The organism is Mariniradius saccharolyticus AK6, from assembly GCF_000330725.2.
Lineage (GTDB): Bacteria > Bacteroidota > Bacteroidia > Cytophagales > Cyclobacteriaceae > Mariniradius > Mariniradius saccharolyticus.
This window is the reverse complement of sequence record NZ_AMZY02000018.1, coordinates 196,605-211,371: the sequence shown is the minus strand read 5'-3', so window position 1 is coordinate 211,371 and position 14,767 is coordinate 196,605. Positions and strand designations below refer to the sequence as shown.

Sequence of the window (14,767 nt, the reverse complement as noted above, 5' to 3'; positions counted from 1 at the left end):
TTCAAAACTTTGAAAAATCAAATTAAATATGGATAATTATATACCTTTTGAAATATTCAATTAGATAGATGAATATTTTATAACAAATCATAATATTATTTTCTGATTTTTTACCCTCAATCAAATGGAAGAAGAGCAAAAAGAACACGTAGCAAAGGAATTGATCAATTCTACGAAGGAGTGGATCGTCGGAGATCCGCAAGCAGGTCCAGTCAAAGTGACTTTTCTCTCGGGATTTTCGGCAGTTTTCAATGGACTCGGCATCGGCCTGCTGCTTGGAATCTTGTTGGGTCTATCAGTTTCGCCAGTCGTCAGCGGCGTAATCGCGACGATTTCTTCACTTTTGGCTGTTTTGATCGGGTTGAATGAAAAGTTCCTCGACTCCCTCAAAAGCCTCCGAATCGGCTCATTTGGGCTTTTTTCAGTCGTTGGTATTTTGCTAGGTCTTTATCTGAGAGCCAACGACCCCTTTGCGCCAAGCCTTTTGGACAAAATGGAAGAATACCGATCCATCGGCTACAGCGACGAAGATGCGAGGGCGATGATCACGGGATTTATAAAGGCCGATTCGGGAAAAGTCGTAAGGCAAGCAAGTGTACTTTACTCAGGTACGATAGAAGCACAGGACTGCGATTACCTCAGTGGTGCTAATTCAGGCACGGAAACAAGTGAGATTATCGAAGCTTTTAAAGCACCAGGAGGATTCTGGGCTGATTTCGCTGAGGAAGTTGATAGAAGCATCCCTGAGGCAGATAAGGGCCAAGTGCTGCTCACGATCAGAGACATCCTTTGTGTGGCGCCTCCTGCGGATTTCACAAAATTCAAATCGTCTTTTGTTTCCCTCGTTGCTGGAAAGACCGAGGCTGGTGCGATCGAACAAGCCCTCTTGGGTGACCAATCAAATTTTGGAATCCTGGTAAATCAACTCCAACAGAAATTCAACGAACAGCAAAGATTCACCATTTATCAACTTTTAGCCAAACTCTTCAAATCATGAGAAATCTACTCTTTACGATTTTCGTTATTTCGGTTTTCCAAATGGAGGCCTCAGCACAGTCCTTTGATCCGGATAAAGCAATCAATTCTGTCGTTCACATTTGGGTAACGGATGTCAACGGTACAAAGCAAAAGAATGTGTTGACAGGGTTTGTTTGGAAACAACCAAATCAAATCGTCACCGCTTTGCATGGCATGAGACCAGGCTGGAAGATCGAGGTAAAATATGCGAAACAGGCGGCATTCAGGGAAGCAAGAATCAAGAAAGTCCTACCAATGGCTGACCTTGTACTTCTGGAATTAGTGAGAAATGATCAAAATTTCACCAACGTAGCCCCTATTTTGAATGCCAATACCGAAAAAATCACGGCAAGCAAGGAGGTACATTGTATTGGGTTGCTGGAGGGATCTTCTGGAATACCGACCCGTACCCTGATTACTGGGCGCATACATCCAAAAGAAACACTGAATAACCTCTTGCCGGATAAAATAAAAAGGGATTTGATGGCGTCTTCAAGCCTTAACCTAGATTTGGATATTCTGTTTTTCGGTACTGGAAACCTCCTTCCAAGCAATTCTGGTGCTCCAATATTCGATAATCAGGGCAGATTGGTTGGAATCGGTAGCGGTGGTTTGGAAAAAGGTACAGTCAATATAAGTTGGGCCATCCCTGCGAAGTATATAGCGGACTTGGAAAGTTCTAGTATTACTCAGTTGCCTTCGAATGTAGCGGGCAACCGAAGCCTATTTTCATCAACTGTATTTACTAGCGAAGATGGGGATTCGATAGAAGAAATCTATCAAAATTCCAACCAGCTTCGGCCAGTGCAGACCAAGGATTTTGAGTTCTATCTTACAAAAAACAGAAGTATTATCGAATTGACGGAAACTGCCGAAGACCCCGAAAACATCATGATGCTCAGCGATGAGATCACTCGGCAGTACAACATCAACATGAATCTCAGCAACATCCGCCTCGACATCTATGAGGATATCCAAAACGGAGTTGTGGTGGTTGTTCCCGAGGGTCTCAACTTGGAGGTAATCAGCCCCGGTACAGATGAAGAAGCATTGCAAGTCAACTTCAGGGACAACGACTTTACATATCTGGCCTTTGCAGTGGCTAAAAATGATGAGGTTGACGATATCAACTCCATGGATATCGACGAGGTCATGTCCTTTTTGGATGAATACTTCTACACCGAATTGGCGCAGGCGTTTGATATCTCGGGATTCGAGATCGTAGAGGAATATTCTTACGTCGATGACGGGTTTGACAGCGGTAGAAAAAAATTCAACATCATGGCCAATGGCGCAGAACTCCTTTCAAGTCCTGAAGATGGAAGGGAATATGGGATATTGACCTATGTGACCTTGCTTGCTGATGAATACAATGTCATCCTGACAGCAGCAGTGACGGCTCTCCCTGTGGACCTGATTTCGGGTGCACAGACCAATGGGCTGAACTGTACAGGCGCGCGAGGTAACAGCGAAGATTGTATCAGGATTCGGGATTTTTATACCGCATTCACAGCGGCGCACCTTAGCACTTTCGCTTATTGATAAGAGATCAAGTTAGAATAGGTTTGAGCCTATTCGCTCAATTTCCCTGTAAAAGCACTTCGTCAAAGCCCAAGCCTGCGGCATTGAGCATCTTGGCGTAGGCTGCTTTCCGTTTGGCTGCCAAGTCATTGAGCGTGGTTTGTGCGGCGATAAGGCTGACCTCACGCGCATTGACTAGAAAAAGCGAACTCTCCCCGATTTCAAACCTCGTCATTTCCCCAGCCAATAGTTTCCTGAGACCGACGACGTTTTGGTTGTATACTCCCAACTGTGATTGCACGGTCTCAAAGTTGTAAATCTCAGACTCCAGTTTGTTTTGGAGTTGGACCAGCTTGAGGTCTCGCTGGTACTGCTTGAAGTTGATTTTGGCTTTGGCCAATCCGAGGTCTCCCCTTTCCCTTCTCAGGAATAGGGGCATGGCAAAGGTGAAGCCCGCTTTATAGTTGTTTTCCAAAAACACCGCCTGATTGAAGTCACTCAGGGATTCGGAAAGAAAATTGTAATCAAACTTCATAACCGGCAACAACAGGTTAGCCTTATACCTGCGGTCCATTTGCAGGGACTCGATGTCGAAGTCGGTAAGCCTGAGTTGTGGATGATAAAAGATATAATCCCTGAGGGCACCCTTATCGTAGGCAAACTCAACTTCATCCAAAACATTCTCCGGAATGATTGTCTCCAACAAATCCAATGGACTGTCATTCTCATCCCACAGGAAAGTATTGAGCATTTGTGTGGAGCGGAAAAATTGGATTTGGGCAGATTGTAGCCTATAAATCCTGTCCATCACCTGTGTGTAGGCCTCAACGGTGTCGATTGCCGGAAAGTCGCCTTGAATATAGCTTTCCTTGACCATTTCAAAACGCTGCTTCGCCAAATCGACACCCTCCTCCAAAATCTTTACATTCTGGAAATCGGCTGACCAAACCCAATAGGACTCCGTCGCTTCCATATACAGGTCATTTAGGATCTGAAGCCGTTCTGCCTTGGTTGCTTCGGCATAGATTTGCGCCTGGCGCAGCGCCAATCGCCGCCGGTCCATGATCAGATTTTGGCCCAAATTGACCGATGCACCTACCGCCAACAAACCCTCCGGCGGAAGCGCCTGTTCAGGATTGAGGAAGTTGCCAGTGTTGTACTCATACAATCCCTTCAATTCGACACCAGCCCATGTCGGTACTCGGACTCCCGTTTGTCTTTTATCGTAATAATTTGAATCCTTAAACCTCTTGGCGTCATAGTCAAAGTACAGGACGGGGTCAAATCCGCCCCTTGATGCCCTCAAAGTTTGGGCACCAAAGTCCAACGTGATTTCCGCCTGCTTGGAGACCGGATGATAGGCCTTTACCCAGGAAATAAAGTCCTCATAGCCCAATACGGTTTGGGAGATCGCGGTGCCGAATGCTAAGAAAAAGAAACAAAAAAGAAGGTACCTCATGTTATTTCCCGGCTTTTAGTTCAGCTTTTTCTCTCTGTGTATAATAGTCCGGCGGGAATCCATTGAGCTGTCGCCATATCTCGTACCAAAGGGGCACATCATTCAACAAGGCGATGCCGTCGGCACCCGAACCTATCCGCAAAGCCGGCGGCCAGGGTTTTTCCTCAGGATCCTCGATCACCAAAATCCGATACCGTCCATCCGGTCCGGCAAAATTATCGATCGCTTGCACAATACCTCCAAAAGTACCATTGGTGATTTGCGGCCAACCTGAGAACACAATCGCCGGCCAGCCATCAAAAATGAACCTGACCTTGTTTCCGATGCGCATCAATGGGAAATCCACCGGCTCGACGAACATCTCCACAGCCAACTGGGCATTGCCTGGCAAGATCGAAATGATCTCCGCACCTTCCTTGATCGTCTCGCCAATACCAACTTGGATGGCACGAGTAATGTATCCCTCCTGCGGTGCAAGAACATGCCGGTAGCCGGTCCGCACCTCATAGTTCGAGTATTGGTTTTCGAGCTTGGTGACAGTTGCCTCTGTATCAAACTGCGCAGACATGGCCTCGTACATATCGGCCCTTGCCTTTGCCATTTTGTCCCGGAAGTCATTGTCGATTGCGTTGAGTTCGATCTGGGCTGCTATTCTTGAATTGATACTTTGCAAAAGCTTGTTTTCAGAAGCAATCAAACTTGCCTGTACTTCTTGAAACCGCAATTCCCTTTGTTCGAAATCCGTCAATGACCTCAAGCCATCTTTGTAAAGCTTATCTGCCCGCTTCAGCTGCTCTTCCCCGATCTTGAAGTTCACCTTCGCCTGTTCCAAACGAATACTATCTGAAGTCACCTGTAGGACGGCCATTTGGAGCCTATTTTCTGCCTGCTCCCTTCTGAGCACGTTGTTTTCCTTCAGGGCCTGTATCTGGATCTCGAGGGCTTTCACTTTCTCGGCATAGGATTTTGCCGAAAGGGTTTTTGCCGCTACCTGCTGCTCCGTCCGTTCCAGGAGCAATGGGTCAAAGTAGTCATCCTTGATTTCGGAAATCGCGAGTACCGTGTCACCTTTTTGTACGTAGTCGCCTTCTGCCACATACCATTTTTCGATCCGTCCCGCAATAATGGAATGAACCGTCTGCGGACGTTGGTCAGGCCTAAGAGCGGTCACGAATCCCTTCGAGCGCACATTCTGAGTCCAGGGCAAAAACAAAAACAGGAAGGTCCCCAATAGAAACCAAATGAGGATTTGGACCCTTTTTTTGCTCTCCTCCTTCGGGATTGTCATGTCGATGCTTTTGAATTCCTTAAAGGAGACGTTTGCACCGATCGTATTTTTCGATATACCTAGCATAGACTTGTCGTTTTAAGCTTTGTTCATGGAAACATAAACACCCGCATCCCCATCATAGATAACCTTGCCATGGTCGAGTTTGATGACCCTTGGAAACTTCGCAATCGTATCCAAATCCTGTGAAACAAGCATTACTGTCCAAGAACCATTTAGGATATATTCTATGATTTCCGCTTTCTCGTCCGGCTCAAGGAAGGCAATCATATCTTCCAGAAAAAGTGCCTTTGGCTGGGTCACGAGACACCTTGCCAAGATAATCCTGCTGCTGATGGATTTGCTCAATCCTGCGCCCTCGGGCATAAGCACTGTGTCCCAATCCTCGGTGAGCTGATAGATAAAGTCTTTCAATCCCACCAAGGCCAAAATCTCTCTCACTCTTTGGTCATCGACGTCCCTACTGAGGGTGACGTTGTCATAAATACTGCCATGGAAAATGGACTGATGGGAAAGGCTATCCCCAATGTAGCTGCGTAGTCTTTCCAGATTCATCGTGTCGATCGGAAGGCCATTCACAATGATCCTGCCTCGGTAGTCCGTGAAAAGTCCCGACATGAGATACAGCAGGGTACTCTTGCCGCTGCCACTTTTTCCAGTCAATACGGCTTTGTCTCCGGGCTTAAGTTCAAAGCTTACATCGTCCAAAATCTCCTGAGTGGTGTTTTTGGACCTAAAACTCAGGTTGCGAATCTGGAATTGGAGACTTTCATTGTTGGTTTGGAGGAATTTCTCTGTCCCCTCCTGTCGTTCCATCGGGATATCCATGATTTGGCCAATCTTTTCCGTCGCAGTCAAGGTATCGTAGACAGCGTCCAAGGAAAGAATAATCTTTTCCACCGAGCTCACAATCAAGATAATGATGACTTCAGCCGCTACGAACTGGCCAATGGATATTTGGTTATCGATCAAAAGCAAACTACCCACAACCAACAATGTCGTCACGATCAAGGCTTTGAACGCAATCATGACCTTGTACTGGAACACCAGCACGCCGAAGTGTTTGTTACGATAGTCCACATAGGATTGGAGCAACTTATCGATAGCCTTGAAAGGCAACTTGGAATTCCCTGCCAACTTGAAAGTCTCCATCGTGCGCGCGATCTCCTCGAGCCAAAAAGCCGTTTTGTACTTCATTGTGGACACTTTCAGGTTTGTTTCCATCCCCTTGGGGCTGGTGTAGTAGAAAATCAGGATGACCAATGCAATCAGCCCAAAACTAAAAATCACGAAGAAGATATTGTACAAGGCCAATAGGATCATCCCAAAAATGATCTGAACGGTCGAAAAGGAAAAGTCGATCAATATCTTGGAAATGCCTTTTTGGAGATTGACCGCATCAAAGAATCGGTTGGCCAATTCGGGAGTGTATTGCTTGCTCAGCTCATCCAACTTCAAGCGAGGAAGTCGATACGCAAATCCAAACCCCGTCTTGGTGAATATCCTCTGCTCCAATTTCTCAGTCAGGTAGAGCTGCGACACCTGCAAAAAGCCACCGAAGACAATTCCCAGGGCTACGACCATTACCATGATCAACCATGCGGTACTCACCCGGCCTCCAAGCACAAAGTTGACGATCGCCTGTATACCCAAAGGATAAATCAAGGAAACGGCACCATTGAGTATCGAATAGAAATAGATGGAATAAACCTCCTTCTTCTCTTCATTGAGAAGTTTGAAAAACCTTTTCAAGGGGGTTATTGCATAGTCAGCATTCATGGGATATAGATTTAAAAACGAGGTTGTGGAAAAAATCCATCCGAGCATCGCCGCCGGCTATACCGTCGGTCAGGCCAGGAAGATGCTTGGCATAATAGGATTGTGTAAGACTTGATTCCATCACCGTGGACACCAGGGTTTTGGGATACTGATAATCTGGATTGATTTCTTTGATAATCTCGGCAATACGCGCACCAAGCTTGTAATATTGATCGAAAAAACCCTTTTGGTCCTCCTCATCGACTTCCTTTGTCATCAATGCTTTTGCAGCCTCGTCGGTCAACAACTGCCTCAGCGCACGCGGATCAATGAAGTCATTTTTGGTAAATATGGGTCCATTTACCAAGACTTCGATTGCGATGGCCAACTTTTTCTTTGGATCATCCAAGTTGGCAGTTGCAAAGACCAGATTCTGTTCCAAAAAGCCCCAATACCAAGCATGGAGATACAGCAGCAGCTTGTGCTTGTTGTCGAAATACCTGTAGATCGCGGACTCGGTACAGCCCACAGCCTGAGCCAACTTTTTGAAAGTGAAACTCTCAAATCCCAATTCGATCAACAGCGCGACACTTTTTTGGATAATTTCCTTGCCCAAATCGGAGCTAAAAGGATCCTTCAAAAAGATATCCCCGTTGACTTCTACCCTGAGCTTCTGTAAAATTCTCTCCATAATCAGATCGAAAAACATGTACTCTAACTGATGTCTTCGAAAAAAGGTTTATTGAAATCACAAAAAGTTTGTAATACTCACAAACTATTTGTCGAACGGTAATTGAAAGCAGAAAACCCCTTCCAACTCTTCCATAAAAACAGTTATTCTTTCGCTGTCTGGAAAAAGGTTTCAGTTTGACATTATCAATTCTTACCTTCCAACTTCTATGGGAGTTTAAACCCAAGTAAATCACATCCACATCTACCCAATGAAAAAAAACCTAATTACAGCCTTGGCATTTTTGGCAGTAATTTCTGCCTATGCCCAAGGTACCATGCTCCTCAGGGAGCCGACAATCAGCCAGGAACACATTGTGTTTGTCCATGCCAATGACCTTTGGAGAGTGGCAAAAACCGGAGGTGAAGCAATCCGCTTGACAAGTAATGAAGGCAGTGAAAGCCTTCCAAAGTTTTCTCCCGATGGCAAATGGATTGCCTTCACAGGTCAGTACGATGGCAATACGGACGTTTATGCAATCCCTACCGAAGGTGGCGAACCGAAACGCTTGACTTGGCATCCGGGCGCCGATTTGGTCAGTGGTTGGACCCCTGACGGCAAAAACATCCTTTTCACTTCCAGTCGGGAGAATGTGCCAACCCGCGAATCAAAATTTTACCAGATTCCACTCGCGGGAGGCATGGAAGAGGCCTTGCCAATCCCTCGTGCCGTCAATGGCGAAATCTCTCCCGATGGTAAATCCATCGCCTACCAACAGATAGCATTTTGGGACCCTGAGTGGAGAAATTACCGGGGCGGCCAAGCCAAGCCGATTTGGATCGTGGACTTGAAGGACTTTTCCCTCAAAATGACTCCCCAGACAGACAATGAACGCCATACCCAGCCGATTTGGAATGGAAACCGGGTTTTCTTCCTGTCTGAAAGGGACTATGCCAACAATATTTGGTCCTTTGACCCGAAGTCAAATGACCTGAAGCAGGAGACTTTCCATGCCGATTTTGATGTCAAAAACCTCGATGGCAACGGCACCGAAATCGTCTACGAGCAAGGCGGCTTCCTTCACCTGCTCAATCCTGCTACCGGCAAATCCCAAAAGTTGGAGATCAATGTCCGCGGGGACTTCCATTGGGCAAGAGAGAGATGGCAACCAGTCAATGGCAGAAGCCTGACGAATGCAAGCCTTTCCCCGACTGGGCAACGTGCCGTATTTGAATTCAGGGGAGAAATCATTACAGTTCCCAAGGAAAAAGGCGACGCCCGCAACATCACCAACACTTCGGGCATTGCCGACAGGTCTCCTGTCTGGTCGCCCGACGGGCAACAAATCGCTTGGTTCTCAGACGAAAGTGGCGAATACCAACTGATGGTTGGCGATCAGGAGGGCCTCAGCAAGCCAAAAGCGATCAAGCTCCCGAACAATTCCTTTTACTTCAGACCCGAATGGGCACCCGACGGCAAGCACCTCGCTTTCACAGATACCGACTACAACCTATGGATTGTCAATGTCGCCACGGGTGCAGCCAAGATTGCCGATACGGACCGCTTCGCCCATCCCAACAGGAGCCTAAACCCCGTTTGGTCACCTGACTCAAAATGGGTAGCCTATGCCCGCCTTTTGGACAACCAATTCAAGGCAATTTTCACCTACCAGATCGAGACCGGTAAGAAAATCCAGATCACGGACAGCATGGCTGATGCGATTACGCCAATCTGGGATGCCAATGGCGAGTACCTGTACTTCCTTGCGAGTACAAATTTTGGCCTCAATACAGGCTGGCTGGACATGAGCTCGTATGACAGGCCCGTGACGCGAAACTTGTATTTGGCGGTCTTAAGTAAGGCAGGAAAATCACCGCTGCTTCCCGAAAGTGATGAGGAAAAACCAAAGGAAACAGAAAAGAAAGAGCCTGCGAAAAACGGTGAAACCAAACCGGTGGTGATCGATGAAGAGGGATTGGCCAACCGTATTTTGGCAGTTGATATTCCCGCGCGAAATTATATCGGATTGGTGGAAGGGCCTGAGAATGTGGTATTTTATCTGGAAAGCATCCCCAACGAAAATGGGCTCACCCTGCACCGCTATCAATTCAAGGATAAAAAAGCAGAGGCTTTCATGCCCAATGTCAGCTACGCCACCGTCTCCAAGGACCGGAAGTCGCTCCTGTACCAATCCAATGGCAACTGGGGTATTGTGGATACGGGAGGCGCACCCAAGAAACCTGGTGACGGCAGCCTCAAGGCCTTGGCCAGCTTCAAAGTCAAAGTCACACCCAAAGAAGAATGGGCACAGATCTACCGCGAAGGTTGGAGGTTCCAAAGGGACTTCTTGTATGTGGACAATGTACACGGCGCACCTTGGAACGAGATCTATAGCTGGTACAAGCCTTGGGTTGAGCATGTCAAGCACCGCACCGACCTCAACTACATCATCGACATCTTGGGCGGAGAAGTGGCCGTGGGGCATAGCTATACTTCTGGGGGCGATTTTCCGCAGATCGAATCGGTCAACATTGGCCTCTTGGGAGCGGACTATGAAATCAGCCAAGGAAAATACCGCTTCAAAAAGATCTACAACGGCGAATCTTGGAACCCAAACCTCCGCGCGCCGCTTTCAGTACCGGGTATCGATGTAAAAGTGGGTGATTACCTGCTCGAAGTCAACGGACAAGCTGTGAACGGAAACGAAAACCTGTACAAATACTTTGAAGGCACGGGGAGCAAGCAGACCAAAATTAAAGTCAGCTCCAAAGCAAACGGCGAGGATGCACGGGTATTGACCGTGGTCCCGGTTGAAAACGAGGGTCAGTTGCGGATGATGGATTGGGTAGAAGGTAACCGCAGAAAAGTGGATGAACTGTCAAAGGGCAAACTCGCTTACGTCTACGTCCCAAACACGGGAGGTCCTGGCTACACGTATTTCAACCGCTACTATTTTGCGCAGCAGGATAAAAAGGGAGCTGTCATCGACGAAAGGAATAATGGCGGAGGTTCGGCCGCAGACTACATGGTCGATATCATGGCCCGTGAGCTCCATGGCTATTTCAATAGCCGCGCCAACGACCGAAGGCCCTTCACCACCCCGATGGCGGGAATCTGGGGACCCAAAGTCATGTTGATCAACGAGCGCGCAGGATCCGGCGGCGACCTGCTCCCCTACCTTTTCAACAAAATGAAAATCGGTCCGCTGATCGGCACCAAAACTTGGGGTGGATTGGTCGGCACTTGGGATACGCCACCGTTTGTGGACGGAGGACGCATGGTTGCACCGCGTGGGGGATTCTATGACATCAATGGCGAATGGGCTGTGGAAGGCGTCGGCATATCGCCCGATATCCCAGTTGAACAGACGCCCAAGGACGTGATCGCTGGCAAAGATCCCCAATTGGAAAAAGCCGTACAGGAAGCACTCAAACTCCTCGAAACCCAAAGTGTCGAACTCAAACCAGAACCCAAAGCGCCAATCAGGTATGCGAGGCCGAAGGGGAAATAGGGAAGCACGAGGTTGGAAGGACGAAGTTGGAAGTACGAAGTACGATGTACTAAGTACGAAGTTAGAAGTTAGAAGTGCGAGGGCTTTTTTGAGGACTCGAAATTTTGTCAGGGGTCAGAATGAAATGACCTAAGAAACACAAACACGAAATACCCGGAGGATTGCTTCGGGTATTTTTATTGATGGAAAATAAATCAGAGCCACAAGCAAGGTCTAGCTATCCCCTAGTTTGGTACTACTTTGCTACTGCCTTGCACCTAGACTACTATTACTTTGCACCTAGACTAACTCAGGTTTGGGGGTAGGTGGTTGGTACTTTGCAAAAAGGTCGAAATCTCGCAGGCTGCGAAAATAGAATTATGTTTCTTGGTCTAGTCCAAAATATCTTATCCCGGAAAGTCAACGAGATCTTTCTTTTCTATTCTGCACAAAATCCAACAAAACATCGTTGGAAATCAATTTGACGGTGCCAAGAGAGCAATGTCTTCTTTGGAAAAATATTCGCAGTCGGCAGCGGTCATTTAGGCCAAAGATGTAACATTACATCTACTCATCGTATTCACCTTTTTGATCAACAACATTTCTCAAATCAATCAGGCATTTCGACCTTATTCCAAATCCCTTCGGGGTTGATCTCACAGCTGAATGCAATAAATCTATTTGAACCTGAACTTTTTATCCAAATCCCAAAGGGATTGAATACCAAAGATTATTTGCCCCGGATGCCAATCAGGAGAAAACGTGAAGCGGGAATCCCAGGATGGCCCGCAACTCCCTAATTGGTCAAAGTCCCCAAATCCCGAAGGGATTGAATACCCTTGGGTTATTGGCCCCGGATGCCAATCCGGTGGCAAGGAAATGGCAGATCCACAGGATATCCACCAACCACGAAAGTGTTTGAATTCAACCCTTCCAGGGTTGGAAGTACTTTGACGCTCATTTTCCCGAGTGCCTCCGGGTTGCACCCGGGGTAAATACCACTCCGTGGCTTTAATCCCGAAGGGATTGATCTCTCCGCTGAAATCCTAGAATAAACCCAAAAGCCACCCCTTTTGGAGGTGGCTTTGGATTTAAACTTACGCTACCCTAGTGTCTCTTAAAACCGTGATAGAAGATACCCGCGTAAAAAAGTACTTGAACCTAGCATCTTGTCATCGGCTTTGATAGCCTTAGACAGCAAATGGAGGGTTTGGCTTTGAATTCGGTCACAATGGGTAGAAAACGGCAGCAAACACCAATGCAATCGATCTGGTAACGAGGACTTTTTGGACCCCATTATAATAATGAAGACTATGATTTTATTATCTCCCTAATGGATATTATAAACGGAATTAATCGACCTTATCAAATCGCTTTCGACATTTTTTACCTATTTTAGGTTTTCCTTCATTTTCTTATGTGTCGAATGCATTTTCTGAGCTCAATTTTGGAAAAGGATTTCTTTTTTCCCCCTATGCTTTTGGTACAGTCTTCAGCCGGTTCCCAATCCGAATTCAAAACCTTGGTCATTTTCGCCCTTTTCCCGGTTTTGATTGCCTTTTCCTTCCTGATCTTTGTCTTTTACCGCTCGCGGCGGGAAGCGGTCTTTAGGGAAAAGGAAACTGAACTGCAACTCCAGAAAACAGAAGTGGCGCTCAAGGCCCTCAAAGCCCAAATCAATCCGCACTTCATCTTCAACTGCCTCAACAGCATCCACCACTACATGTACCACCATCCCGTGCAGGAAGCGGGAAATTACCTGCTGAAGTTTTCGCAACAAATCCGCTATGTGCTTGAAAGCAGCGAAGTCAAGATGGTACCCTTGGCAGATGAAATCGAAGCCAACAAGAACTACCTGGAATTGGAACAGTTGCGGGTCAACCAAGCCTTCCGCTTCAGCTTTGATGTCGACCCTACCCTAGACCCGGAATCCATCCATATTCCCCCGATGCTGATACAGCCATTTCTGGAAAATGCCGTGTGGCACGGTGTCGCGGGCGGGGGCGAGATCGAGATCAACATTTCCCAATGGGACGAATGGCACCTGCTCTGCCAAATACAGGATTCCGGTAATGGGGGCCATTTTGAAAATGATTTTGACTTGAAAACCAAAGTGAAAAAAACCTCCCTCGGCATGAGCTTGATGAAAGAGCGCTTTGCCATGCTGAACCAAGTGAACGGTAAAAATGCCGGATTCAGCCTCGAGGAAAGGACGGATGGAATACCGGGAAAAATCGTGAAACTTAGAATCCCTTTTGAAGATTGACCATGCAGACTTTTACGGCCATCATCGTTGAAGATGAACCACATGCACAGGCCCAACTCAAGCAGTTGCTGGAAAAACATACGGATATCCTGATTGCGGGACAAGCTTATAACTTGGCGGACGCCGGTAATTTGGTGGAGAAGGTAAAGCCCGACTTGGTTTTTTCCGATGTGGATCTTCCGCCGGGAAATGCTTTTGACTGGCTCGCCACCTATCCCAAGCTCCCATTCTCCGTCATTTTCACGACTTCCTATGATACTTATGCCATACAGGCCTTTCGCCTTGCGGCGGTGGATTACCTCTTGAAACCACTCATGCAAGGAGATTTGGACAAGGCACTTGACCGCTTCCGTTCCCAAGAACAAAGAGATGCCGGATTCTCCCAAGTCAGGCAAATGCTGGAAAACCTGAACCAATCCAACCAAAAGAAAAAGATTGCCCTCCCTACGCTTTCAGGCTTTTTATTCGTGCCCATTGATGAAATCATCCGATGCGAGTCGGACAATACCTACACGACTTTTTATACCCTTAGCCAAAAACCCATGGTCGTGTCCCGCACGCTCAAGGAATGCGAGCAGTTGCTGGCCAATCAGGGATTTTTTAGAATTCACAACAGCCATTTGATCAACTTGGCATACGTGCGTGAGTATATCAAGGGCGAAGGCGGACAAGTAAAAATGGAGGACGGAAGCTATGTGGATGTCTCGCGGCGGCGAAAGGATGAGTTCCTGAGTTTGATACGCTGACCACTCCGATTTCTAACCAAACCTAACCAAGTTCTAGGGGAAGCTTTACATCCGCTAATCGCCATTCCCAGGGGTGGAGACAGAGCGGTATATTAACCCGATGAAAAAATTGGTGGTGAGTGCTTTTATGGAAAAAGGCAAGGTCCATTTGGTTTTGGATGGGCAGGCTTTGGAAATGGGTTTCCCGAATGAGGTGGAACTCGACGACCGGGCGCATGTGCTGCAGTGGTATGTGGAGAGCCTCCAAGGCGGTCAATTCACCATCAGCATCTCCTCACCCAAATCCGCCGAAATGCAGCTGACCAAAAGGCTCGGAAAAGGCGAAAAGGATTGGGGGGGTGTGGAAGTGTGAGGGGTTGGGAAGTTGGGATGTTAAAAAGGCAGGATGATTTTCTAAAATAGAAAAAAACTAAGTCTCAGCGCTTCTTTAAATAAACCTAGAAATGCAAAAATCATAAATATGGAGAATATCACGAATGGTTCATCCGAACAGGAAACTATGAAATCTGGGCCTGAATTAATCCCATTAGTTCGGCTCGGGGCAGATATGGT

General features: G+C 47.1%; 10 protein-coding genes. 6 read left to right on the top strand and 4 right to left on the bottom strand.

From position 1 onward, the window contains the following. Positions 1–124: 124 nt before the first annotated feature. Both C943_RS17540 and C943_RS17535 read left to right on the top strand, forming a co-directional pair. Positions 125–997 (top strand): hypothetical protein, encoded by an 873-nt coding sequence (locus C943_RS17540; RefSeq protein ID WP_008630547.1) that lies wholly within the window; start codon positions 125–127, stop codon positions 995–997. Beyond that, positions 994–2,559 (top strand): S1 family peptidase, encoded by a 1,566-nt coding sequence (locus C943_RS17535; RefSeq protein WP_008630545.1) that lies wholly within the window; start codon positions 994–996, stop codon positions 2,557–2,559. The genes C943_RS17540 and C943_RS17535 overlap by 4 nt, the downstream gene beginning before the upstream one ends. Before the next feature lie 37 nt (positions 2,560–2,596). On the opposite strand, the gene C943_RS17530 is transcribed toward C943_RS17535, so the two are convergent. Genes C943_RS17530 through C943_RS17515 form a run of 4 tightly spaced genes read right to left on the bottom strand, consistent with a single transcriptional unit; the run spans position 2,597 to position 7,734 of the window. Next, positions 2,597–3,997 carry a TolC family protein gene (locus C943_RS17530; RefSeq protein WP_008630543.1) on the bottom strand — a complete coding sequence of 467 codons (1,401 nt, stop codon included), beginning with the start codon at positions 3,995–3,997 and terminating at the stop codon, positions 2,597–2,599. 1 nt (position 3,998) lies between these two features. Next, entirely contained in the window at positions 3,999–5,351 is a 1,353-nt protein-coding gene (locus C943_RS17525) for an HlyD family secretion protein (protein ID WP_008630540.1), read from the bottom strand. A gap of 12 nt (positions 5,352–5,363) precedes the next feature. Beyond that, a complete protein-coding gene (locus C943_RS17520; RefSeq protein ID WP_040481160.1) occupies positions 5,364–7,064 on the bottom strand; it encodes a peptidase domain-containing ABC transporter in 1,701 nt (566 codons plus the stop codon). Further along, the gene (locus C943_RS17515) at positions 7,054–7,734 is read right to left on the bottom strand and encodes a TetR/AcrR family transcriptional regulator (RefSeq protein ID WP_040481196.1); all 681 of its coding nucleotides are present in this window, start codon (positions 7,732–7,734) and stop codon (positions 7,054–7,056) included. Before C943_RS17515 ends, C943_RS17520 begins: the two co-directional genes overlap by 11 nt. A gap of 250 nt (positions 7,735–7,984) precedes the next feature. Here C943_RS17515 and C943_RS17510 point away from each other — a divergent pair, with 250 nt between their 5' ends. From C943_RS17510 to C943_RS17495, 4 genes are all read left to right on the top strand, one after another. Continuing rightward, entirely contained in the window at positions 7,985–11,224 is a 3,240-nt protein-coding gene (locus C943_RS17510) for a S41 family peptidase (RefSeq protein WP_008630537.1), read from the top strand. A gap of 1,426 nt (positions 11,225–12,650) precedes the next feature. Further along, entirely contained in the window at positions 12,651–13,469 is an 819-nt protein-coding gene (locus tag C943_RS17505; RefSeq protein ID WP_169334635.1) for a sensor histidine kinase, read from the top strand. A 2-nt stretch (positions 13,470–13,471) separates the two neighbouring features. Beyond that, complete coding sequence (locus C943_RS17500; protein ID WP_008630529.1) at positions 13,472–14,215, top strand: LytR/AlgR family response regulator transcription factor; 744 nt, start codon at positions 13,472–13,474, stop codon at positions 14,213–14,215. Between the two features lie 100 nt (positions 14,216–14,315). Next, on the top strand, positions 14,316–14,567 hold the full coding sequence (locus C943_RS17495; protein ID WP_040481158.1) for a hypothetical protein: 252 nt from the start codon (positions 14,316–14,318) through the stop codon (positions 14,565–14,567). Positions 14,568–14,767: the final 200 nt, after the last annotated feature.